The sequence below is a fragment of the Bradyrhizobium sp. UFLA05-112 genome (assembly GCF_053572325.1).
The window spans coordinates 22,497-45,923 of the sequence record NZ_JBANBK010000062.1 but is presented as its reverse complement, the minus strand read 5'-3'; the positions used below and the strand labels follow the sequence as shown (position 1 = coordinate 45,923).

At 59.4% G+C, this 23,427-nt stretch carries 17 protein-coding genes; 11 read left to right on the top strand and 6 right to left on the bottom strand.

What is annotated here, in order from left to right; translation table 11 throughout:
• Window positions 1-274: 274 nt before the first annotated feature.
• Window positions 275-802 (bottom strand): Crp/Fnr family transcriptional regulator, encoded by a 528-nt coding sequence (locus SO180_RS29700; RefSeq protein ID WP_449382382.1) that lies wholly within the window; start codon window positions 800-802, stop codon window positions 275-277.
• A gap of 477 nt (window positions 803-1,279) precedes the next feature.
• A complete protein-coding gene (locus tag SO180_RS29695) occupies window positions 1,280-1,801 on the bottom strand; it encodes a hypothetical protein (RefSeq protein WP_449382381.1) in 522 nt (173 codons plus the stop codon).
• A 143-nt stretch (window positions 1,802-1,944) separates the two neighbouring features.
• Between SO180_RS29695 and SO180_RS29690 the strand changes: the two genes are divergently transcribed.
• The 3 genes from SO180_RS29690 (at window position 1,945) to SO180_RS29680 (ending at window position 8,328) form a co-directional block, all read left to right on the top strand.
• Window positions 1,945-3,213 carry an NHLP bacteriocin system secretion protein gene (locus tag SO180_RS29690; RefSeq protein WP_449382380.1) on the top strand — a complete coding sequence of 423 codons (1,269 nt, stop codon included), beginning with the start codon at window positions 1,945-1,947 and terminating at the stop codon, window positions 3,211-3,213.
• 100 nt (window positions 3,214-3,313) lie between these two features.
• Window positions 3,314-5,428: an NHLP family bacteriocin export ABC transporter peptidase/permease/ATPase subunit gene (locus SO180_RS29685; RefSeq protein ID WP_449382379.1), complete on the top strand. Its 2,115-nt coding sequence runs from the start codon at window positions 3,314-3,316 to the stop codon at window positions 5,426-5,428.
• Window positions 5,425-8,328 (top strand): NHLP bacteriocin export ABC transporter permease/ATPase subunit, encoded by a 2,904-nt coding sequence (locus tag SO180_RS29680; RefSeq protein ID WP_449382378.1) that lies wholly within the window; start codon window positions 5,425-5,427, stop codon window positions 8,326-8,328. The genes SO180_RS29685 and SO180_RS29680 overlap by 4 nt, the downstream gene beginning before the upstream one ends.
• A gap of 255 nt (window positions 8,329-8,583) precedes the next feature.
• On the opposite strand, the gene SO180_RS29675 is transcribed toward SO180_RS29680, so the two are convergent.
• A complete protein-coding gene (locus SO180_RS29675; RefSeq protein ID WP_449382377.1) occupies window positions 8,584-8,787 on the bottom strand; it encodes a hypothetical protein in 204 nt (67 codons plus the stop codon).
• 472 nt (window positions 8,788-9,259) lie between these two features.
• Between SO180_RS29675 and SO180_RS29670 the strand changes: the two genes are divergently transcribed.
• From SO180_RS29670 to SO180_RS29635, 8 genes are all read left to right on the top strand, one after another.
• A complete protein-coding gene (locus SO180_RS29670; protein WP_449382376.1) occupies window positions 9,260-9,640 on the top strand; it encodes a hypothetical protein in 381 nt (126 codons plus the stop codon).
• A gap of 628 nt (window positions 9,641-10,268) precedes the next feature.
• Window positions 10,269-10,469, top strand: a complete 201-nt coding sequence (locus SO180_RS29665) for a recombinase family protein (protein WP_449382375.1) — start codon at window positions 10,269-10,271, stop codon at window positions 10,467-10,469.
• A 575-nt stretch (window positions 10,470-11,044) separates the two neighbouring features.
• Window positions 11,045-11,548 carry a hypothetical protein gene (locus SO180_RS29660; RefSeq protein ID WP_449382374.1) on the top strand — a complete coding sequence of 168 codons (504 nt, stop codon included), beginning with the start codon at window positions 11,045-11,047 and terminating at the stop codon, window positions 11,546-11,548.
• A gap of 992 nt (window positions 11,549-12,540) precedes the next feature.
• Window positions 12,541-12,813, top strand: coding sequence for a DUF6894 family protein (locus SO180_RS29655; protein WP_449382373.1), 273 nt, complete (start codon window positions 12,541-12,543; stop codon window positions 12,811-12,813).
• Between the two features lie 383 nt (window positions 12,814-13,196).
• Window positions 13,197-13,514 carry a DUF4399 domain-containing protein gene (locus SO180_RS29650; protein ID WP_449382372.1) on the top strand — a complete coding sequence of 106 codons (318 nt, stop codon included), beginning with the start codon at window positions 13,197-13,199 and terminating at the stop codon, window positions 13,512-13,514.
• 25 nt (window positions 13,515-13,539) lie between these two features.
• Window positions 13,540-14,835 (top strand): caspase family protein, encoded by a 1,296-nt coding sequence (locus SO180_RS29645; protein ID WP_449382371.1) that lies wholly within the window; start codon window positions 13,540-13,542, stop codon window positions 14,833-14,835.
• A 1,898-nt stretch (window positions 14,836-16,733) separates the two neighbouring features.
• Window positions 16,734-16,934 carry a hypothetical protein gene (locus SO180_RS29640; protein ID WP_449382370.1) on the top strand — a complete coding sequence of 67 codons (201 nt, stop codon included), beginning with the start codon at window positions 16,734-16,736 and terminating at the stop codon, window positions 16,932-16,934.
• 1,244 nt (window positions 16,935-18,178) lie between these two features.
• Window positions 18,179-19,099, top strand: a complete 921-nt coding sequence (locus SO180_RS29635; protein ID WP_449382369.1) for a LysR family transcriptional regulator — start codon at window positions 18,179-18,181, stop codon at window positions 19,097-19,099.
• Window positions 19,100-19,133: 34 nt separating this feature from the next.
• Here the strand turns inward: SO180_RS29635 and SO180_RS29630 are convergent, their stop codons facing one another.
• The 3 genes from SO180_RS29630 to SO180_RS29620 all read right to left on the bottom strand — a co-directional run bounded on the left by SO180_RS29630 (window position 19,134) and on the right by SO180_RS29620 (window position 23,263).
• Window positions 19,134-20,606, bottom strand: a complete 1,473-nt coding sequence (locus tag SO180_RS29630; RefSeq protein ID WP_449382368.1) for an NAD-dependent succinate-semialdehyde dehydrogenase — start codon at window positions 20,604-20,606, stop codon at window positions 19,134-19,136.
• A gap of 54 nt (window positions 20,607-20,660) precedes the next feature.
• The gene (locus tag SO180_RS29625; RefSeq protein WP_449382386.1) at window positions 20,661-22,148 is read right to left on the bottom strand and encodes an aldehyde dehydrogenase family protein; all 1,488 of its coding nucleotides are present in this window, start codon (window positions 22,146-22,148) and stop codon (window positions 20,661-20,663) included.
• 89 nt (window positions 22,149-22,237) lie between these two features.
• Window positions 22,238-23,263, bottom strand: coding sequence for a zinc-dependent alcohol dehydrogenase family protein (locus tag SO180_RS29620; RefSeq protein WP_449382367.1), 1,026 nt, complete (start codon window positions 23,261-23,263; stop codon window positions 22,238-22,240).
• Between the last annotated feature and the right edge of the window lie 164 nt (window positions 23,264-23,427).

Sequence of the window (23,427 nt, the reverse complement as noted above, 5' to 3'; positions counted from 1 at the left end):
GGTGGCGAATAACGCTGGCAGTCCGGGGGCAGTTCCTTTTGGACCCGAGTAAGACCTTTCTTGTGGTCGCCCAATAGTGGTCAACGTTCTGCGGGAAAGGCGTCAAGTCTCGGGTTGTCCTGACCGGACCGGTAGCCGCTACGAGAGTGTCGGAGATAGGGGGTCCTCGAAAAGGGGCCCCTTATCGTTTGAGCGCTTCGTCACATTCACCGCCGCCGGCGCCCAGATCATGTTGTTGCTGTCGCTGTTGTTGATCCGATGGTGGGCAGCCGGCTCACATTGAAGTCCCCCGCGCACCGAAACCGGACATAAACGTCACTTCGTCATTGACTCGCGTGAAGCTCTGCAGCTCCGCAATGCGATTGTCGGCGCGGCGAAGCCGCCGACAAAGCTCGCGGTTGATATTCTGCATCACCATCACATACGCGTAGATGTCGGCCTTGTAGTACGCGTAGAGTTGTCGAGCCGTGAGCTCGTACAGGAGGGTTGGGCTCTGCGCGACGATGGTCGCTGATCTGTTCTGCATCTCGATAAGCGTCATTTCGCCAAAAAAGTCACCCGGCCCAAGACTCGCCATGCGAATTATGCGCCCCGAGCCGCCGAGCTTGCTCACCACGAGCTCGCCGGAGTGAACAACGAACATTGAGCGGCCCGGTTCTCCTTCCGCCACGATAGTGGCACCGACGTCGAAGCGGCGCTCGACCAGCATTGAGACCAAGAGATCGCAACTCCCGTCTGAGAGTCCACCGAAGAAAGGTGTGGCAAGCAAAAACGCTTTCAGATCGGGCGAGCTGACAGCCATCGAGAAAATATACTCCCGCTCCCAGTGGTGGCAAGCGGGCCAAACCCGACGGAACATCTCCAATAAGTATCGCGCGGGAGCCCGGGGCCGCCGATCAAAGCAGGCAGACCGGCCTGATCATTGTGGAGTAATTCTCCCCACTTGTGACGTTTGAAATTCCAATTTTCGTGACGACCGACCGTCCACGGCATACCCGGGATGGTCGGCCAGCGCCGAGACGTTGACGCCGCAGGCCGGAGGGAGAGCGCGGTGATCAAACTTGGGGAACCTGTCACGATCCTGGATTTTGATCGCCAAGGTCTGTCGGTCAGGAGCCGCCGGTTTACAAAAGCGCCACCAAGGTGTTCTCGATGGTGCTCTGCTACTCACTCGCTGATCTGGGCGCGCTCCGTCGTCCACTAGGATCAGCAAATAGTCCTTCGCTGTCATCTCCGGACGCGGGAGTCGCTTACTGCGCGGCGGCTTTATTCGCCCATGTCAAAGGCGAGCTCGAATGGAGGCCAATATGCCTGTCGTCGTGTCGATGATGGTTAGGGCCTGCTGAGTCTTGCCTTGCCCCAACGGATATTTGGTACACCGCTCGGATATCTGAACTAACCGTCTTCTTTCGCTGATCAGGATCGTGCTGCTCGTGTCGACGGCAAACTTGACGATATCCCGCATTGGATTTTTGTCGCCAAAGTCGGTCAGATCTTTCTCCATCGTGATCAGGTACTCGTAGCTTGCTAGTTCGTCGGAGATCTGAAGAAGTTCCCGGAGAGTCGAGTTGACACAGTCGGCGTCCTCGCTGGAAACATCGGGGCGCTTTACGGTTGCGACAAGGTCATTCATGAGGTTGGCAAAGAGCGGCCTAAGGCTCTCCGCCTGCCTGAAATCGCTCTCGGACAGGACGCCCGCACAGCACACACTGGGTAGGAACAGCCCAAGCCCCAAGCTTGCCGCCAGCATCTTTCGGTGCGCTCGCGCTGGGAACGAAAATCTCGTGATCAGGCCGTGCATCCCAATTGGTCCTTCCCTGCCACCCCTTATTGTTAGATGATTGTTTCTGTGCAAAGATCGGCCATCGTCGACTTCAGTTCACACTTGCTTTGCGTGCAGACATGTCGGCGTCTGAACCGCTCCCAAAGCCGGAGCATACGAGCATGACCGACGGGCCGCAACGGGCGTTTCGCACCGCGGCCCTAGACCGGGCTGCGTCTCCCGAGCAGCTCGATCATCTCGTTGTTATCACCAAGCCCGCTGACTGGATTCTTACCCTTGTGCTGTGCATTGCGCTTGTGGCGGCCGTGCTGTGGGGCATTTTCGGGCGCGTGCCCACTCGCGTCTCGGGCGACGGAATCCTGATCGGCAGTGGCGGTAAGGTCGTCGACGCCGTATCGGCCGCTGCCGGACGGCTGCAGTCGGTCGCAGTCACGGTGGGCGATCACGTCAGTAAGGATCAGCCCATCGCCCAGATCGTTCAAACCGAGATTCAGCAAAAGCACAACGCAGCCACCGAGGTCTTTCATGAACGCGAGCGGGAGCACGCCGACCGGGTGTCGAAAGCTGAAAGCGAACTCGCCGCCAAGAGCCAGAACTTTGCAAAACTTGAAATCGCCTTGCAACAGGTGATCAAGGCAACGAGCCAGCGCATCGGGTATCTCACCGTCGACGTCAAGAACCTGGAGGATCTGCTGGCCAAGGGATACACGACGCGGCGCAATCTGGAAGAGCGACGCCAGGAGCTGACCGATGCGCAACAGCGTCTTACTGACGCCCAAAACGAGATTTTAAAGTTGCGGTCGCAGAAGACGGATCTGGAAACGGATCGCGGGCGTGAAATTCAGCAGTCCGAGTTTGCCCTCAACGAGGCCCGGCGGCAAATGAATGCCGCAGCCGAACAGCTGAGCCAGAACACCCAAGTGATCAGCCCGATGGACGGGCGGGTTTTGGAAGTGAAGATTTCGCCCGGTTCGGTGCTAGCCATCGGCACACCGGTGATTGCGATCGAAAGCGAAGGCGCCAAGCTCCAAGCCGTCGTCTATGTTCCCGCGGAACGGGGCAAACAAGTTAAGCCTGGCATGCAGGTGCAACTCGAGCCGAGCACGGTGAAGCGCGAGGAATTTGGCATGATGCTGGGCAACGTGATCAGCATCTCTGATTTCCCGATGACGCCGCAAGGCATGGCCGCGCTGCTGCATAACGAAAGCCTGGTTTCACGCTTCTCGCACGACGGTGCACCCTACGCCGCGACGGTTGCGCTCTATGAAGACGCCTCCACTCCAACCGGTTATCGATGGGCCGTTGGCAACGGGCCGAACATTCATCTCACGAGCGGAACGTTGGCGCGGGCCGAGATCACAACACGCCGGCAGCGCCCCCTCGATCTGGTGATACCCCTGCTCAAGCACCTCACGGGAATTGATGGATAAGCCTTCTCCAAAGCAGCCAATCAGCGAGCGCGGTCGGCCCAAATCTTACGTCAGCCGCATGGCGAGCTGGTTGCCACGCCGACGCACCCGGCGGACACCGATGATCCTGCAGATGGAAGCCGTCGAATGCGGTGCGGCGGCGCTTGGCATCATTCTCGGCTACTACGGTGCGTGGATTCCGTTGGAGCAGCTTCGTGTCGCATGCGGCGTATCGCGCGACGGCAGCAAGGCGAGCAATATCATCAGAGCGGCGCGCCGATACGGCCTGACGGCGAAGGGCTACAGCGTCGAACCTCCGGCACTTGCCGAGCTTCCGACGCCTTGCATCATTCACTGGAACTTCAACCATTTCGTGGTCCTGGAAGGAATTGATAGAAAGCGCGCCTACATAAATGACCCCGCGAGCGGGCGTCGGCGGATCGATCTGGTCGAGCTTGATCTCGCGTTCACCGGCGTTGTCCTGGTGTTTGAACGGGGCGAAAGCTTCGAGAAGGTTGGCAGCAAACCGAAGGGCATAAGCCTGCTCATGCGGGAGCTGCGCCAATCAAAGGAGGCGGTGGCCCTGCTAGTTGTTGTCAGCATCGTCGCGGTCCTGCCCAATATTGTTGCCGCAGGATTTTCAAAAATATTTGTTGATGAAATTTTGATCCAGCACACGCGCAGCTGGCTTGTGCCGCTCCTGATCGGCATGGCGCTGACGGCCGCCTTCCGGGCCGTTCTGACCACCATACGCCAATCGCTGCTATTGCGGCTGCAGACCAAGCTCGCCGTCGTGATGACCAGCCGCTTTCTATGGCGTCTTATGACGCTGCCGCTGGAATTCTTCACCCAACGCCACGCCGGCGACATTGCAGGCCGTATTGCAGCCAACGAACAGATCGCCCGGCTGCTTTCAAGCGGCATTGCCGCCAATGCGCTCAGCCTGATGTCGGTGGTCTTGTTCGCCGCGGCCATGGCCGTCTACGACGTTAGCCTGACCGCGCTTTGCGTCGCAATCTCTTTGGTAAATGTTCTTCTCCTGCGGCTTGTCGCTTCACGCCGCCAGGAACTGAGCTATCGGCTGGCGCTCGATCAGGGAAAGCTGCTCGGGGCGACCGTGAGCATGGTGCGGACCATCGAAACCATCAAAGCAAGTGGATTGGAGGACGACGCCTTCGGCCGGTGGGCCGGTCTTCAAGCCAAAACCCTCAACGCCGAACAGAGGATCGGCGCCTCCGCCATCATATTGGACATGGTCCCGACCCTGCTCTCGGGCCTCATGATCGCAGCGATTCTTGGTGTCGGAGGCTTGCGGGTTATTCAGGGCTCCCTGACACTGGGAAGCCTCGTGGCCTTCCAATCCTTAGCATTGAGTTTCTCCGAGCCTTTCGTCAACCTCGTTAATTATTTCGGCGGCCTGCAAACCATCAAGGGAGCGCTCGAACGGCTCGAGGATGTCTACCGGTACCCGCTAGCGCCGCAACCGCCGGCACATGCGGATGCCTTGCCGCCCAAGCTTACCGGCCGACTCGAACTTCACAACATCAGCTTCGGCTATTCGGTGCTCGAGCCGCCGCTTTTGGCGGATCTTTCGCTGGTGATCCCTGCCGGTTCACGCGTGGCACTCGTTGGCGTGTCGGGCAGCGGAAAATCAACCCTCGGCAAGCTGATCTGCGGATTGTACAAACCCTGGTCCGGCGAGATTCGTTTTGACGGATGTAGGCTGACGGACGTCCCTGCGGACGTTTTTGCGAACTCCGTCGCCTACGTCGACCAGGACGTCTTTCTGTTTGAGGGAACCGCGCGAGACAATTTGACGCTCTGGGATTCAACAACCGACGAGCGCCATCTGTTGACGGCGGCCAAGGACGCGCTGATTCATCAAGACCTTGCGATCAGACCAGGCAATTATGACTGCCACGTCAACGAAGGCGGTACGAACTTCAGCGGCGGCCAGCGTCAGCGCATCGAAATCGCCCGAGCTCTGGTTTGCAATCCCTCGATCCTTGTCCTGGATGAAGCAACTGCTGCACTCGATCCGATCACGGAAAAATCCATCGACGACAACCTGCGGCGCAGAGGTTGCAGCTGCATCATCATCGCCCACCGCTTGAGCACGATACGCGATTGCGACGAAATCATCGTGCTCGAACGCGGGCGCATCGTTGAGCGCGGAACGCATGAAGAGCTTCTTGCGCTTCAGGCCTCCTATGCCAAGTTGGTGGCGCGCGAATGACCGATCGATTTGTCACGGAGGATTTCGTTGGGCATCAACGCGAGGTGCCGATCGGTCTGTTACACCGGACCGCGCTCGATGCGCGGCGCCCGATGCTTCTCAGCGACCAAGAGCACGTTCTTCAAGTGGCAGCCGGTCACGTCGATTTGTTTGCAGTCCAGCCGTCAGGCACGCGCCAGCATTTGTTTCGAGTCGAAAACGGCGAATGCATTCTGGACCTCCACAATGCCTGCGAGACCTCGGGTAGCCGGTTGCAAATCATCGCCGTCGGCCCCCCCGGAACTGAGCTTTTGGAGGTGCCGCGCAGGGCGGCGTCCTTTGGTCCTGTGTCTGGCTGGATTGCCCAATTGGCGACGTTCATGGTCCGCTCGGCGCCAAACGAAGCCATTTCCGAGCTGGTGAGCGGTGAGGCGATTGAACTGCACTCGGGCGAGCGCCGTCGCGGTCCGATGCGGGACCTCCTGTGGGCACACCTCGAAACCGGGACAGCAAAGGTCATGAACGTCGGCTCGAGCTTCGCTCCCGGACAGCCACCCTTCCCTTTGACTGGTGGGATGTGGGTGGAAGCCGGCGAGCAAGGGTGCAAATTGCGTCTCGACCCGAACCCGCCAGATTCCTTGGTTCTCTGGTCCGCGATTGATCGATTCCAGGTGGCTGTTATTGCCCATCTCGAGCGCGGCCTCGCAGAGGGCGTCATTCGAGAGCGGGAACGCTTGGTCCGCCGTGGCGAACTCATTGTGTCGCAAACGCTCGACTCGTTTGAGCGGCTCTCTGATGTCGTGGTCAGAAAAGCCGATCGTACGCAATCCGAATGGGACCCGACAGACCCGCTGCTTCGCAGTTGCCGCGTTGTCGGAGAAGAACTGGGAATACCGGTTAGGCTTTCGCAGCGCGCTCAACCTACAAGACAGGCCTTCAGCGACATTCTGGAGATCGCTCGCACAGCCCAATTGCGGATCCGCCGTGTGCTCCTGCGCGATGTCTGGTGGAAGACCGATGCTGGACCGCTCCTCGGTTGGCATGGAGAGGAACGTAGTCCAGTGGCTCTGGTGCGCAAGCGGGCGAACACCTACACGGTGTTCGACCCAAAGGGCGGAAGACATCGCTTGGTCGATCGCTCCGTTGCCGGCGAGCTCAAGCCGGAGGCCATCACTTTCTATCCAGTGTTGCCGTTCCGCCCGCTCCAATATCGCGATCTGCTCGCCTTTGCGATGCGAGGCGTTTCCAGCAGCATCGCGCGCATCGCGTTGGCTGTTATGGCAATCGGGCTACTGTCGCTGATCCCGCCACTGCTCACCAATGTCCTGGTCAATTCGGTTATCCCTCGCACCGAGATCGATCAGCTCGCTGTTTGTGCGCTAGCGCTGACGGTCACCGCTGTGGCGATGGCAAGTTTGCAGATGATGCTAGGACGGGTCACGTTAAGGCTCGAAGGTCTGCTCGACTATAAGCTGCAGGCCGCGGTGATCGACCGATTGCTGCGCCTGCCCACCTCTCTGTTTCGCGAATATACAAGCGGCGATTTGGTCGATCGCGCCATGGGCATCGACGCCACTCGCCGGATCTTCACCGGACGTGTGCTGGGCGGCTTTACGGCCTCGTTCTTTTCTTTCTTCAGCATTGGGCTGATGCTCTACTATGACCTCCGACTGGGCAGCATTGCACTGCTGCTCACGCTGATCAGAGCGGCTGCAATTCTTGCCACGAGCGCCGTGCGGCTCTACTACGAAACTAAACATTTCAACCTGCAAGGCAAGGCCAGCGGCTTTGTGCTACAATTGATTGCGGGCGTCGGCAAGCTGCGCGTGGCCGGCGCAACGGCGCGCGCGTTAGCGCGATGGTCGCAACAATTTGCCGTACAGAGGCGCTATTTCATCGCCTCGCAGCAAGCGGCCAACGCGCTGAGCACCTTTGATACCGCCTTTTCGATGCTGGCGACCTTGAGCATCTATGCGCTTGCCTCCTACACAAACAGTCACGTCCTGCTCGATCTCGGCGCATTCCTCGCCTTTCTGGCAGCGTTCGGACAGGCCACGGCCGCGATAGGTAGTTGGGCCTCAAGCGTCAGCGAATCACTGGTGACGATTCCTCACCTCAGCCGACTGAAGCCCGTAATTTCGACCCCTGCCGAGATCTCTGAGGAACGGCGATCGCCCGGAGAGCTATCCGGAGAGATCGAACTTTCCGGCGTCGTCTTCCGCTATATGCAAGGCGGGCCGAAGGTCCTGGATGACGTCAGCCTAAGCATTGCGACGGGTGACTACGTCGCAGTCGTCGGTCCCTCAGGTAGCGGGAAATCGTCGCTCTTTCGTTTGCTGCTCGGTTTTGAGCGCGCAGAAGCCGGCACGGTGTTTTTCGACGGCAAGGCGCTCAACACGCTCGACATCAGCGCCGTGCGCCGGCAGCTTGGGGTGGTGCTGCAAGATACCAAGCTCGCAACCGGAAGCCTTTACGAAAACATTTGCGGCGGCGTTGATTTGCCGCTGGAGAAGGCGTGGGAGGCCGCCCGATTGGCGGCGCTGGATGCCGACATCGCGCAGATGCCGATGGGAATGCATACGCTGGTTGCGGAAGGCGTGAATACGCTGTCGGGCGGTCAGCGGCAGCGGCTATTGATCGCCCGGGCTCTTGCGCGCTCACCACGGATTCTTCTGTTTGATGAGGCAACCAGCGCGCTCGACAACCAAACCCAGAGCATCATCGGCACCTCGCTGGAACGATTGAGCATCACGCGGATTGTGATTGCGCATCGCCTCAGCACCGTGCGCAATGCAGATCGTATTGTCATGCTCTCGCGCGGCAAAGTCGTGCAAACTGGAAGCTACGCAGAGCTCATGAGCGTTCCGGGTCCGTTTGCGGATTTTGCCAAGCGGCAGTTGCTTGAACCCGGTCATCGCTAGTCTAACGGCGGGGCGGGCGATCATCCGCAAGCATCATGTGCAGCATCACAGTCTTACGACTGGGATTGTAGCGAACGAAAGCGCGTCCTTGAAAGAGCAAGATCAATTGTGTGGCTGCCGGGCATCGACACCGTGTCGAGACCTCTTCCCGTAGTTCATTGCGCGAGGGTTCTTGTGTCCGTGAGAATTCTCGATTGAGAGTATCCGCGCACCCCTCGGGAGAAGCAGCCCGTGGAGTGCGCGGGCATTGCCGACTTAGCTGATGGATCCAGCCTGGACCCCGGTGTTCGTCTGAGGGCCGGCCACCTGGACAACGGAGCCGCCGAGAGCAACACCGGTCTGGTTGAGCGAGTTATTCTGAAGAAGAGTCTGGGTCAACGTCGGGATCGAGATTGAAGCAACGTTGGTAGTACCGCCAGCCACCGCCTCGAGGTCCGTATCGATGAGTTCACGAATCATGATGATTTATCCAAAGAGTTTTGTATCTGTGAACAACATCTGGCTCGAAGCGAGCCAGTGCCTCACTGCTCGTGTAGATGCCCGAGGACGGATTTTTCACGTGGCGCCCTACAGCGGCTCTCGGACGACAAGCTGATCCCGGATCATTCGAAGACGCGCCTATGGCGACTTGGCCGACCAGGGTGCTCACGCCTAACGGGGATTGATCCAGTCCCTGTCGCGCCGCCGGAAAGCATGTCGATGCGGCAAATGCCGCTACCAGTTGCGTAATACCAGCGCCCGTCAGCCCAACAGGTGGCGTGATGACGCGCGTGCGCACATTACCGCCGCTTGTTCAGCTGACATCAACGTATGATTGTTGTGCCATCTTTCGTGGGTGTCCCACCGACGCAGGGGACTGTCCTAGGGCAACGCTTGCTCGAATTGAGGGGGCCATCGCCTGAATTGAAATCGCGCAACAGGAGGGAATGCCATGAGACACGATTACAAAATCGCAATGGTATTGATCTTCGCCAATATGTCGGTTTCGGCTTTTGCTGGCGACAATCTGAAAGGCACCTATGCCGTCGCTGGCACTTCGACATGTCTAGCGGCCCCGTCAGGATTTGCAAACGACAGCGAGGGAAATCCGACGATTGCGAATGGCACCGATAGCGCTTGGAAGTCGGCCACAAGATGCCAGGTTCGGGTCATTGCCGGTAAGGCTCGGATCAAGCATATGATTATGCTTCGCGTCCAAGAGCCGACATTGCGTGCTGATGATTGCACCCAAAATAAAGGCCCCGACGATGCACGTCGGGGCTTCTCGAGGATCAGCAGGCTCGGGTACATCCGCCGGACTTCTGATCATTGACGCTGCATTACCGCACTCAATCTAGCGCAGACTGTGACCAGGGGCACTCAGGTTGATACCTCCTTGCGCCTCTGCCTCGTAGTTCGCGACCAGTTCGCCGGACCGAACGAACTGGTCGCGTGCCCGGCAGCCCTACATCATCCCGGTCACCGGGAATTCAATCATCGCGTAAGCAGCCCAAACGCCCAAACCTCCGCCTAAGCCCTTGCGCCGACCTACTACCCACGACAGCAGCCTCGATCCCATCAACCGCTGACAGCGTTGCCGCGACGTCGTCATTGTCCTTGCCCTGGGCGTTGGGGGCTCGACCCATAGCGCGTGGCGCTGAATCCCATCACCGACAGTCGGCTCCGGCCTTGACTTGCCGCAGTGCCGTGCATCACAGTCGAGGAGAGGCCGATATGTTGTCATCCGGCAGTTAGCGCACCGTAGCAGTTTACTGTTCGCGGTAAGCGCGGCGGGACAGGTGGCCTCCTCAGCGCCTGTCCCGCTGTCCCAACCCTCTTCGTCCGCGCGACCGCTGCCGGCCCCATTGGCGATGGCTCGGCGTAGTCGCCCCACTTCGCCGGCGCCCGTTGAATTCACGGGCTGTTCGCGAGCATCAAAAAGCTCCACGTTGGAGCAAGCCATGAAGCGTATCGGCATTTATCTGCGTGTCAGCACTGACGGACAGACCACGGAGAACCAGCGCCGCGAGCTGGAGGCGGTCGCCAAGCGCTCGGGCTGGGTGATCGTCGGCCTCTACGAGGACGCCGACGTCAGCGGCTCCAACGGCCACAACAAGCGTCCTGGCTTCGATCGGCTGCTGAAGGATGTCACCGCCCGCTAGATCAACATGATCACGGCCTGGAGCGTTGATCGCCTCGGCCGCAGCTTGCAGGATCTGGTCGGCTTCCTGGCGACCTCCAGGCCGTGAAATAAGTGCGACCTGTACCTGCACCAGCAGGCGCTCGACACCACGCCCCCCTCGGGCGCACGATGTTCCAGATGTGCGGCTTGTTTGCCGAAGTCGAGAAGGCCATGTCGTCGAGCGCGTCAACGCCGGCCTCGCACGCGCCAAGGCAAACGGCGTGAAGCTAGGCCGTGACAGCCGCAAGGACGGCCACAGAAGCGCTGATGAGAAGCGCTGGGGGATGAAGCAGGGTCGAGCTCCAACGACGCATCAGGCGGCTGCGCAGCGAAAGCAAGGGCATTCTCACGATCACCCGCACGATCGGCGTCGGCACCAGCACCGTGCAGCGCGCCTTGGAGGCGTCATGACTGACCGCCGGGTCGATTCAAGAACTTCCGGCGCTGAAGGCGCGCTCATAGATCGAACCCATAGCCGTTTCTGAGTGATACAACGGTTGCGGCTTTATGGTGGCTACGAACGCAACGAAGCACAGCGCTAAGAGCGCGAAGGTCATGAGACTGAAAGTGTGGTTCAGGGTCACCTTCGCTCCATTAGTTCATGCGAACCGCACCATGAAGAGATCGACCCGAATCTTCCGTGACGGCACTCACAAATCTCTGTCTTCCCTGCCCGGTGCCGCAGACAAGTCGATCTCTTCAAGATCAATCATGATCACGACTCGCCTAAACTGCGGCTGCCCGGCTGATAAAGCCGGAGTTCTGCTGACCACCGAGCAGATTGACGGCGGTGGCGTTAGCGCCGACAGCCACAGCAACCTGCACGGCAATGTTCTCCTGTATGAAAATATTGCCGAAATTGACGATATTGCCGAAATTGCCGAAGCTAAAAAGCCCGTGATGTCCATGATGCCCGTGATGCCCGTGATGCCCTCCACACACAGCGTCGAGGTCCGTATCGATCAGTTCACGCATTTCACTCATAGATTTCCTCCTCAGGGGTTGCAATCAACAACATGTGGCTCGAACCATACTGAAGGGTGGCTTTTCTATCTGTGACGGAAATCACGGGCGGCAATGGCTTGCTCACGGCCCACGTGTTCGATGGGAATGCTGCTCGACATACTCGCGGCCATCGCACGCAACGAAGACCGCCGCCGCCGGCAGGCGCAAGGGTAAGCCAAGACCAGCGCAGAGGGCCGCCGATGTCGAGCGTAACAAGGCATTTCCCGCATGCTGCCAAGACTGTCGCAGAGCACTATCCCGTCCGACACGGCATGCAGCCGCGCCACCATCGCGAAGTAGCCAAGCAAATGGACGCTGCGGGACTCAGGGAAGGCAGAGGAGGCTCTACATTGTGAGCGCCGTCACGGAAGATTTGGGTCAATCTCTTCATCATCGGGTTCATGGCTGCATGATGCAGCCCCAGACAAAAAGGCGGCGAGGAACACGGATGAACCTAAACTGCATTTTTAGTCTTATCATCTTCGCAATCGGAGCGCTGTGCTTCGTGGTGTTCATAACCACCCTAAAGCCACCGCTGCATCGCTCAGAAATGGCCGTGGGCTCTATTTATGGCCGCGGAGTAACGACCTAGACTAGCCGATAAATATAGAAATTCGTACGGCCCTCTGTAGGTCACTGGCGGGGCAATTCAGCCCCGCCACTAATCGACAGGCTTCCGAGCCTCTTCCCTATGTCGCGTTTCCAAGCACTGCAAGATGATGCAGCGTTTTGCTGCTATCTCCGACGGCAATGCGCCCGGTTCCAGCGACGGCGGGCGCGGCCGAGGGGACGCAGGTACGACAGCTGCCGCCGAGGTTCGGCTAACGACGGGGCAGCACGGCTGACGCCCCAGCCATCGGCCTAGCGCTGACGTTGGATCCATGCCTCGTCCGTGAATGTGAGTTGAGGCCGGACCGATCACAGCCCCGCGAGGCTCCCAAACCGCACCATGTAGCGGATGATCACGGACAATCCCTTTTGCGGCGCAGTATGTCTCCGGCATGCAGGGTCGAGCTTCCTCGCCCGGATGTTGCAAGGAGGCGTACATGACTCAGGTCTATTTTCATTGCTCGAACGCTAAGGGAGTACTGATGGATCGTCGCGGTACATTCGTATCCGACCTGATCGAGGCGTGTGAGGAGGCCACCCGCAGGATGCGATCCCTCGTCGTAGCCGCCAATCTGGAAGAATGGCGGCAGTGGGCCCTGCATGTCAGCGACGAGATTTTCGTTCTGCCGTTCGCATTCGTGCTCGGCAAGCCGCACTGGGAGACAGCCATGCTGTCAGAGCCATCATTCATACTTCTTCGTCAGAGGTGAATGCGATCACGACAGCAATCATCCGGCGTGCCTTCGCCGGAGCGATACTCGTCCAACGGGACTTCCGTCGCAGCCCGGACACAATTGAACAGCCTGCTGCTCCAAACGGTACATTTGGGAAGACTACGTAAAGCTCTTGCCTCCCGGAATCGTGCAGCGGCCTCTCTAAAGAATCTGCGGATTGTGAGAAAACTCACAGACAAGACGGCGGATTTCATCTTGTGATCTCCGGTCGGCTCTAACGATCGGGAGTATGCACACGTCACATTCAATGTTGCATAGCAGCCGTGACCGGCAAGGCGACGGTCGCGCCGCGGTTTCATCTATCCCAAGAACGGCTTCTATATTTCTCCGAACCGGTGATCCGATTCGGTTTGTTGAACATGGGCGTGGCGCCCGCGGGCTACGACAAACCCAACACCTGCCATCATCGTTTGCTTGTCGATGCCGAGTTGCCTTCGCTCGACCAGCCGCTCCTGAACTACTTCAACCACCTGCACTTCGGCGCTGGCCAGATCGAAGCGAAGATCACGCTCCCGATCGGCCAGCACAAACTGCGCCTCCTGTTCGCCGATTTCGCCCGCGTGCCGCTCGATGCGGCGATGTTCTCCGACATCATCAACGTCACCGTGACGGAGAACGGCCAGCCGCCGGCAAAGCGCAAATACCGCCATCGCCCCTCGCGGAGTTACGGATATTGATGCAGCAATGAAACCGCGCCGGCTCTTGATCCACGTCCTCTGCCTCATCGTCAGCGCGATGTTCGCCGATGCGGCCGCAGCGGAGCGTCGCGTGGCGCTGGTCGTCGGAATCTCCGCCTATACGAACGCACCGACGCTACCCAATACCGGCAACGACTCCAAAGCGATCGCAGCGCTGTTCAAATCTATCGGTTTCGACGTCGTCATTTCGCGCAACGATCTCGGCGTCGTCGACTTCAAGCGCACTGTGCGCGAGTTTCTCATTACTGCAGAGAACGCCGATGTGGCGGTGGTCTATTACGCCGGTCACGGCATCGAGATCGGCGGCATGAATTATCTGATACCGATGGATGCCAAGCTGAGCCACGACTACGACGTCGACGACGAGGCTATCGCGATCGATCGCATCATCTGGGCGCTGCAACCGGTACGTCGCCTGCGTTTGATACTACTCGACGCCTGCCGCGACAACCCGTTTGCGGCCAAGCTGCGATCCGCAAGTCGCGCGCCGACCAGAGGCGGGCTCGCGAGGCTTGATGAAGTCAGTGCCGATACGCTGGTGGCCTACGCCGCAAAAGCCGGCTCGATTTCCTACGACGGCGACGGCGTGAACAGTCCCTATGCGACCGCGCTGCTGAGATACCTTGCCGAGCCCGGCGTTGACATTCGTATCGCACTTGGTCGTGTCCGCGATGCGGTTATCGCCATGACCGGTGGACGGCAGGAGCCGTTCATCTATGGTTCTCTCGGCGGCGCAACCATCTCCTTAGTGCCGCAGTTGGGTGCAACAATTGTCGCGCCGGCACCGCCGCCCCTGGCCCCTCCGCCAGTTCTGGCGCCGGCCGCGCCGAAGCCGACCGTGATCAATCCAACGCCGCCAAGCGCGCCACCGGCTGCGAAGGCGGACCTGCCCAAGCCGCCGCTTCCCGCGCAGCCCGCCCCCGAAATCACGGACCCCTGTGTCCGCGACGAAGCGAGGCTGGCTCGTCTGCGCGCCAATCCAGCGCCGGACGAGATCACCAACTTCCAACGCGAGGTCACCTGCAAGCGGCTCCGTCCACAAGTACAGCGTCTGTTTGAGAGTATTGATAGCAATACCGCTCCGCCTTCTGGCGGAAATGCGGCGCCGCAAGCCGCTCCGAAGCTGCAGGCACTGAACGAGTCTGCCCGCTTGGAAGATGCTTGCACCCGCGACATGGCGCGGTTGCTGAGCGTGCGCGCTGAACCTACGTTCGAGGCGATCACCAAGTTCGAGCAGGAATTGGGCTGCGAGCGGCTCCGGTCCCAGCTCCGCCGATTGCGCGAGAGCGTCGCTCCTTGATCTCGTCTGGACACTTCGCGATGTGTCCATGAGATTTCCCGATTGAAATTTGTGCCCCGCAAACCCCGCCAAGAGGGGGCCTCTCCTGGGAAATTGCCGGTCACTCAAATACGAGACAACATTCGCTCGAGTGCGTCGCTGTTAGGATCAGTCGCGTTCGAAAACTTTGGCGCCAGGGTAAACTCGGCGGGCGTACATAACGACCAGCTCCCGGTCCTGAGTCTCCAGGAAGGGAGTTCGGAGCTGGCACGACCCGACGACGAGGTGCCACAAACCATTAAGTCTTTGAATCACGATGCTCATAGTGTGTTCCTCGAAGAACCGCAAACAACTGTTCGACGAGACACTCTTACAAGTCACGCGCTGGGGCCGTGATCCCAATCACATATTGCAGAGCGTAACTCGAACCCTCACTATTCGATCACCGATGGATCGCCTGCTTTGCGCTGATTCAGGTCTGCTTCAAGCATCGATTCGAAGATTATGATCGGCAACCAAAACACAAGCATGGCAATTTCCTCCGTCGCATAACAACCCTCAGCTTTCAGAGCTCGTTCCCAAAATAAACGGCCGAGTGCCAGGAACGTTTTCGTTTCTTATCAAACAACTGCGTAGTTCTTCGCTGCTTTGCGGCGCGATAGTTCGCCGGCTTTTCGTGGTTGAGAAGCCGCACCGACCACAGCTCGACCTATTGATCGCTCGCAATCGTCGGAATTCCCTAGAACCTGTACGCGTCGCCGTGTGCAGCATAGAGGAGCTGAGCGTGCGGGACCGAGAGGACCGATCACATCCGCTACCTTACCGGTCTAGTGCTTCATCTCTATAGCCAATCGATCAGCATTACAGCAAGACCGCGGCTAATTTCCGCTGTCAATGAAGGTCACCTATCCGCCTGATCTCAATGGCGCCCCCAGATATGGTGCAATGAGCAAGGCGGCGACGTCCTATCCCGCCACCGTCGATTCGCATTCAATCCCGGCGCGGATGTCTTGCTGTCGCGATCTTCGGTGCCACATTGCTCGCCGCGGTGATGCTTAGAAGCACCTTCGTCATGTGGCCGAAGTTCCAGTGACGCGCATCACGGTCGTTGACCTTGGGATCGGCTATCCCGGGCGTGTGTTGGAATACACCTTGCTGAGACAACCGTTACTGTTCGTTGAACCTTGGAGGTTAAATGGCTCGGATTAGAATTTCCCATAGCTGGCGGACCGTTCGCGGTGCGCATATCCGTATCGTCCACCGGCGTAAGGTTGCGGTTAAGTCGGGCTCAAGCGTTTCGCAGATTTGCATGTCAGGGAATGGCCAATTATTGCGGCTCAGGGGCACCCTGGGGGTGAAGGCATCGCCATCATCGTAGTCGTTATCCTGCTAGCGGTGGCGACAGCAGTTGGGCCGCCTTGGTCGGCGGCCTCTTTTGTTTCAGTCCTACCGCAACCGTCGGCGGTGTGCCGCCAGCCGCCGGCGGCGCTTCTTGCGGTGATATCGGCGCCGGCGCTTCAACATATCTTCCTCGAGGTCAGCGAGATAGGGCAATTTCTGTGGGTTGAACAGGACGAGCCAAGATCAGAGCTGCTCCGCTGCTTTGCGACGCTACTTCTCAATCAGCGGCTCGGGCCGACGACTCGGCTTGTCGGGGATGAAGGATTGAGTTATGCGGGCTTTCTCGCCTCTGGCGCGTGGGAGCGTGGCTACGCCGAGGACGGCGAGAGCCATGCCAAGTATTCTCCACCGAGCATCGTCAACGAGCCTTGACTGGCGATAGGGCCCTACACGGGCGGCTGCGATCTTTCGACGCGCTCTGCCTCAGTCGCCCCCGCCAGACGCACCTTCGACGCTGTCACCCGCCACGCGTGCGCGGAAATCCGGGCAACAAAGGTTTCAAATACAGGAGCCAGGAAATGACTCTTCTTTCAGTTATCGGCTGGGATATTATCGGGTGGGATAGCCTCACGCCACAGGGCATTCGGTTCGGCATTGCGACCATCCTTGCGCTGTTAGCGGTGGGCCGCCCCGGGCCGTCGGTCTTTGAGCTTTTTGGCGGCCTAATCTGCATCCTGGGTGCTGGCCTTATGGTGGCGCAGGCGGTCTCGCTTGGTTGAATCCTCGCTGGCGGGTTTGCTCTCGACACCCACCCGGATGGTGTTACGAATATTTCAAAGGACGTTGAGTACCGGAGGCGACCATGGCTCAACAACTGCGGGAAATTCGTCGCGCATTTACCGCGTCAGGTTGGCTACCGTGATGCGTCGACAGGAAGCGTGATAGCCTCGATCGAAATTCCGGCACAAGTGATCGAACGCGCCGTGTCTCAAACTCCCAGCAAGTGCGGCTTCACCAGAAATCACTCGGAGTGACGTTCAGACACGCCTGAAAGAGTGTGCTGATGTTACTTAGAGTGAGATTTTCTTTGATCTCGCGGTGCACACGTCGTGCACACGCGGTCCTCTAACCAACTGACAACATTGACCCCTCGCTCCAGTCCATCGTAGGGAAGTCTGGGCTAAGATCGGCCAAATGGATCAAGGCCATTCAACGATAGTCCGGTTTGAGCGCATCCCGCCGTCGAAATTGCCCTTTGGGCGTCTTGACGTTGGCATTGCCGAGCGTGGTGCGGAAATCGAAGGAAATTTAGGACGTTGCCCTGGCTGGGGCGGGAGGGATCGAACCTCCGAATGGCGGAATCAAAAACAGTTTGATTATTCAACGATTTCAAGCCGCGTTTGGAAAAAATGGTCGAATTCGCCTCTAGTAATATCAATTGCTTAGCAGGCATTTCCAAATAAGGAAGCGCCGCTGCTAGCGAGGACCGTGCACGGGGCTGCTCGCTTAAGAGCGTCACCATTAGCACATCGACACGCCCGAGGGCGTCGGGGGATTACACACTGAAGGCCACCGGCCCGGAGTTCGGTGCGGGCATCAAGATGGCGGTCGAGCGCGGCTGGCTCGAGCTACACGAGAGCGGGACTTACGCGCGATTGTTGAGCCACGGCGAGGATCGCATTGAGTGGACCAGTCGGCCCCGTGCCGTCTGGAGGTGCGCACCTAATCCGCAGCACAGGGCGAAAGGTCTGCTCAGGCCAGCCCCGAGGCAGACGGCGCCAGGATGCGCGATGAAGCCCGCGTGCGCTAGATGGACCAAAAGGCCCCGGCCGCTTTAAGGGGGGCGTGGGGCCGGGGCCGCTCGGTCCGCGACCCTATCTCACCAACGTGTCCCTTCATCGGGGATATAGATTTATGCTATACCCCCGCCAGACGGGAGAAGCCGATCGGAATTTGCCACCGAGCGGGTGTCCTTTCCGGACAAAAAAGCAAAAAGAGAGTCCGGTTGGATCGGAGGTAGAAGTTGGATCCCAAGAAACTGCTTTACTTCGCGTCGGTCATCGAGAGCGGGAGCCTCAAGAAGGCGGCCAAGGAGCTGCTGATTTCACAGCCAGCATTGTCCGTTTCGATCGATCGTTTGGAAGAGAGCGTTGGCGGTCCGCTTCTCGAGCGCAGCCCGATCGGGGTCAAGCCCACCCCGATGGGAGAGGTTCTCTACGCCCACGCGCGGCTCATCCGTGATGAATTGAAGCTCGCGGAAAGCAGGATGAAGCTATCGGATGAGCGAACACACTCTGCCGTCGCTTTCGGCACCCTGCCGAGCCTTGCCAATTCCATCGTACCGCAAGCGATCTGCAAGTGGCGAGACAATCATCCAACGACAATTCTCCGCGTCGCAGAGAAAATCCAGCTCGAACTCCTGCTCAGCCTCATGCGCGGGGAAGTGGACTTCATCGTCGCCCAGACGGAAAACTACGGATACCTCGAGGGACTCAAGCAAAGAGTCCTTTTCCGCGACCGGCTGTATGTCATCTCCCGGCCGGATCATCCCGTCTCTGCATTGGAAAATCCCTCATGGCTGCATCTCGCGAAATTTCCGTGGATCATCCAGATGGTCGGCAGGCAGAGAACACTGCTCGAGAAGCTGCTCGCGTCAGAGAGCGTTGACCTTCCGGTACAATTGACGGAGTGCGGGACGGTGAACTGCATCAAGGCCATTGTCGCCGGGAGCGACAGTCTCGCGCTACTGCCGGCCTCCGCCATAGATTCCGATGTCCAGGCGGGGCGGATCAGGGCCCTCGACATCACTGGACCGCTGCTCAACCGCGATATCGCTGTCATATTCCGCGAGCGGAATCCGCTGACCGAGGCGAGTCGCAGTCTCGTCGGTCAGATTGCGGCCGCCGGTATCGACTTGGGTCCTGAATTGAACTGTCAGCCCTGAACGCTGTGGATTGCCCTGTCCAAACGCGAGTCAATTAGACCCCACCGAGGGCCATGTATTTGATCTCAAGGTACTCGTCGATCCCATGGCTGCTACCTTCCCGTCCGATCCCACTTTGCTTGACGCCACCGAACGGGACCTCGGGTGTAGAAATCAGTCCCTCGTTGATCCCGACGATGCCGTATTCCAGAGCCTCCGCGACGCGAAATATCCGACCGACGTCGCGTGCATAGAAGTAGCTGGCCAACCCGAATGGCGTGTCGTTTGCCAATCGCACCGCCTCGTCTTCCGTCCTGAAACGAAAGAGAGGAGCAACGGGACCGAAGGTCTCCTCGCGAAAGATCAGCGCATCGCGTGACACATCCGCCAGCACGGTCGGCTCGTAGAAGTTGCCACCCCGCGCATGCCGCTTCCCTCCCGTTACGATCGCGGCGCCCTTGGCGCGAGCGTCGGCAATGTGTTCCTCGACCTTGAGAACCGCATCGTGGTTGATTAGCGGACCTTGACTTACGCCAGCCTCCATGCCGTCACCCACCTGAAGCTTCTCCACAGCCGCTTTCAGTTTGGCAGTGAACGTCTCGTAAACACCGTCCTGCACGAGAATCCGATTTGCACAGACACAGGTCTGGCCAGTATTGCGAAATTTCGACGCCATCACGCCCTTCACTGCTTCGTCGAGATCGGCATCGTCAAACACGATGAACGGTGCATTCCCGCCCAGCTCCATTGAGGTCTTTTTGATTGTCTTCGCGCACTGTTCGAGCAGCATGCGACCTACTTCGGTTGAGCCAGTGAAGGAGAGCTTGCGCACGGATGGATTTTCCGTGAGCTCCCTTCCGGTGGCGCTGGATGGACCGGTGATGACGTTGCATACACCTCGGGGCATGCCGCTCCGTTCGGCAAGGACTGCTAGAGCGAGTGCAGAGAAGGGTGTTTGGCTCGCGGGACGGATAATTCCTGTGCAACCCGCGGCCCATCCCGGACCAGCTTTGCGTGTGATCATCGCGGAAGGGAAGTTCCAAGGCGTGATCGCTGCGAAAACGCCGATCGGCTCCTTCGTTACCACGACCCGCCGATCCGGGACATGCGCGGGGATCGTCTCCCCATAGACGCGCCGCCCTTCTTCCGCGAACCATTCCAGGAATCCGGCAGCATAGGCGATCTCGCCTTTCGACTCGGCCAGGGGCTTACCTTGTTCGGCGGTCATGATGAGCGCGAGATCATCCGCGTTCGCGATCATCAGGTCCGCAATCCTGCGGATGATCGCGCCTCGCTCCTTCGCGACCATCGCCCGCCACTTCGGGAACGCCGCTCTTGCCGCATCGATGGCCCGACGCGTTTCGGTACGTCCCATCGCGGGAACTGTCCCCAACGGCCTGCCTGTCGATGGATTGCGAATTTCCATCACGGCGCCGCCGTCGGCCACAACCCATTCGCCGTCGATATAGTTCTCGCTGCGCAGCAGATCTGGGTCCTTTAGTTGAGGCTTCGCGATTTTTTCAAGCATCCGACTTCCTTCGAGGGTTCTGACAGTTAGGTCGCGGTGCGCGACCGTTTTGATTCAGGTGTTGATGTAAACGTTCTTGGAGTAGAGATACGTGTCCAGATGGGCACGACCGCCCTTGGCGCCGTATCCGCTTTGCTTGGTGCCGCCAAAGCCAACTAGGGGATCAATCAGTCCATAACAATTCACCCACATGACGCCGGTGTGCACGCCTTTGACGACCTTGAGAGCGGTGGAGACATTCTGACTCCAAACCGCGCCTCCCAAGCCGTAATCCGTTTGGTTGGCTAGCGCGATCGCCTCCTCCAAGGTGTCAAAGGGGATCACCGAGAGCACGGGACCGAAGATCTCCTCCTGCGCTATGCGCATCGAGTTGTCGACTTCAGCGAAAATCGCCGGCGTGACGAAATAGCCGTCCGCCAGAGCGCCACCCAGGCGCTCGCCGCCACAAACTAGACGTGCTCCTTCTCTTGGTCCGAGCTCGATGTAAGACATGACGCGATCCAGCTGCCGACCCGAAATGAGTGGCCCAAGCTGGGCGTTGGCATCCAGCGCCGATCCCACCCGGATAGCACGCGCAAAGTCGGCGGCACGTGCGCAGAACTCCTGCACGATTGGGCGCTGGACGAATACGCGTGTGCCCGCAAAACAGATCTGACCGGAGTTCGCGAACACTCCCATTACGGCGCCCGGCACCGCCTTGTCGAGATCCGCATCGGAAAAAATGATATCCGGCGATTTGCCGCCCAGCTCCAGCTGCAACTTCTTGATGTTGACGGTCGATGCTTCGATGATCTTCCGTCCCGTCGCCGTCGAACCCGTGAAGGCGATACGGTCGACATCGGGATGTCGCGCAAGGGCAGCGCCAGCGGCGCCCCCGAATCCGGTGACGACGTTTACGACCCCGGAGGGCAGGCCGACCTCGTGAAGAAGCTCCGTGACGCGCAACACCGAGAGGGACGCGTCCTCTGCCGGCTTGAGCACCGCCGTGCAGCCGGTCGCAAGCACGGCGCCGATGAGCCAGAACTGGCTGTTCAGCGGACCATTCCATGGAATGATGCCGCCGATGACGCCCACCGGGGCCTTGAAGGACAAGGTCGTCACCTCACCCGGCAGACCATTGGGAAGCGTCTCGCCGACGATATTTCCGGCCTGCGACGCGAAGAACAGGATCATCTTCAACACGCTGGTCTTAGACGCCCTTACTCGGGAGATAGGCGCGCCCATGTCGGCGGCCTCGATCTCGGCAAGTTCCTCGAAATATCTGTCGATCACCTCGTGCGCGCGGTAGAGCAGTGCTTGACGTTCATAAGGAGTCCAGCGGCTCCATGGGCCATGAAAGGCGCGCCGGGCGGAACGAACGGCGAGATCAATGTCGGCTTCATCTCCCTCCGCAAGCGAACCGATCAAGGCGCCGGTCGATGGATTTGTCGTGTCGAACACCTTGTTCGACGCCGCCGCGATCTCATGCCCATCAATGAAAAGGCCATATTGTCCGCGCGAGAGGAATTTCTGCGCGGCAGCGCAAAGTTGGGACGGCTGCATTTGCTGGTTCATCAACTATCTTTCCCGGAAAAGTCGCGCACACTTCGGTCGGGCCGCGGCGACATATACACAGGCCACTGCTGTGACTACTACATCAGGAACACGCCCTTGCCTGCGCTCTGACGGTTGAAGCTGTGATAGGCGTCCTCTGCCTGATCGAGCCTCCACCGATCGGTGAAGAGCTTGTCGAGATCGATCCCGCGTTCGATCACGAATTCCGCGCACGCCCGTTGCGCCTGGATCGACATAGTCCACGAGGTGACGATGCGAAGCTGTCTGCGGAGCATCTGAGCCAGTGAGAATTTGATCTCGGCCCCCAGCCCGACGAGACCTATCGTGCCCCAGGGTTGGACGCAGCGAAGCGCATCCTGGCCGGCGGCAGCGGCACCCGCAGTCTCGAGTGCCATCGTCGCACCGCGGCCGTTGGTCAGACTTCGAATTGCATCGGGGACATCTCGCTCCCGCGAGTTCACGACGAAATCGGCGCCGAACGCCTTGGCGGTTGCAAGTCGGGTATCGTCAATATCGAGAGCGATCACGCGCGCTCCCTGCGCCTTGGCGAGAAGCGTCGCGGATAGACCCACAGGCCCCTGACCAAAGATCGCGATCACATCGCGACCTGTCAGCCCCATCCGCTCGAAAGCGCCCCACGCGGTACCCGTCCCGCATGATATCGCGGCCCCCGCGGCAAAGCTCAGGCGGTCGTCGAGCGGCACCAACGTGTCCGCCGGCACCTTCATGTAGGGTGCGTGAGCACCGTGCTGATCCGTGCCGTAAACCGTCACCGGAACGGATTGGCACATCTGTGGCCATCCCGACCTGCAATGCTCGCAGTCGGTGCAGCCATGATAGTGGTGAACCATGACGCGAGCGCCCACGCGCGCATGTGGACCCGTTACCGCTGGACCGACTGCTGCAACGATACCAGATGGCTCGTGCCCGGCGATGATCGGCTCCTGCGGTAGGAGATCGGGCGAGCGCCGGTAGAAATGAAGATCACTACCGCACATTCCAGACGCCTTGATCTCGACGACCACTTCGCCTGGCCCCGGGGTCGGATCCGGGACTGTCGCGAGTTCGACGGTGCAGTTTCCTCGAAAAACGATGCCGCGCATTACGCTATCCTCGTATGTCCTGATCGTTCTGCCTCGCCTCTACCATCGTTGCCGTCCGAACGCCCTTGGTGGAGGGAGCTCCCAGGGCCGGCTCGCCTGCGAAGATCGGTCGGTGCATGAATTTTCGCGATATAGCACTGGCGCGCAGCCTCATCTCGCCTCCC

Bases quoted from the DNA above. Each gene is read 5' to 3' on its own strand.
- SO180_RS29640 (WP_449382370.1), top strand. From the start codon at position 16,734: ATGACTCTTCTTTCAGTTATCGGCTGGGATATTATCGGGTGGGATAGC.
- SO180_RS29660 (WP_449382374.1), top strand. From the start codon at position 11,045: ATGAGACTGAAAGTGTGGTTCAGGGTCACCTTCGCTCCATTAGTTCAT.
- SO180_RS29655 (WP_449382373.1), top strand. From the start codon at position 12,541: ATGACTCAGGTCTATTTTCATTGCTCGAACGCTAAGGGAGTACTGATG.
- SO180_RS29625 (WP_449382386.1), bottom strand. From the start codon at position 22,148: ATGCAGCCGTCCCAACTTTGCGCTGCCGCGCAGAAATTCCTCTCGCGC.
- SO180_RS29690 (WP_449382380.1), top strand. From the start codon at position 1,945: ATGACCGACGGGCCGCAACGGGCGTTTCGCACCGCGGCCCTAGACCGG.
- SO180_RS29680 (WP_449382378.1), top strand. From the start codon at position 5,425: ATGACCGATCGATTTGTCACGGAGGATTTCGTTGGGCATCAACGCGAG.
- SO180_RS29620 (WP_449382367.1), bottom strand. From the start codon at position 23,263: ATGCGCGGCATCGTTTTTCGAGGAAACTGCACCGTCGAACTCGCGACA.
- SO180_RS29695 (WP_449382381.1), bottom strand. From the start codon at position 1,801: ATGCACGGCCTGATCACGAGATTTTCGTTCCCAGCGCGAGCGCACCGA.
- SO180_RS29670 (WP_449382376.1), top strand. From the start codon at position 9,260: ATGAGACACGATTACAAAATCGCAATGGTATTGATCTTCGCCAATATG.
- SO180_RS29675 (WP_449382377.1), bottom strand. From the start codon at position 8,787: ATGATTCGTGAACTCATCGATACGGACCTCGAGGCGGTGGCTGGCGGT.
- SO180_RS29700 (WP_449382382.1), bottom strand. From the start codon at position 802: ATGGCTGTCAGCTCGCCCGATCTGAAAGCGTTTTTGCTTGCCACACCT.
- SO180_RS29650 (WP_449382372.1), top strand. From the start codon at position 13,197: ATGGGCGTGGCGCCCGCGGGCTACGACAAACCCAACACCTGCCATCAT.
- SO180_RS29685 (WP_449382379.1), top strand. From the start codon at position 3,314: ATGATCCTGCAGATGGAAGCCGTCGAATGCGGTGCGGCGGCGCTTGGC.
- SO180_RS29630 (WP_449382368.1), bottom strand. From the start codon at position 20,606: ATGCTTGAAAAAATCGCGAAGCCTCAACTAAAGGACCCAGATCTGCTG.
- SO180_RS29665 (WP_449382375.1), top strand. From the start codon at position 10,269: ATGAAGCGTATCGGCATTTATCTGCGTGTCAGCACTGACGGACAGACC.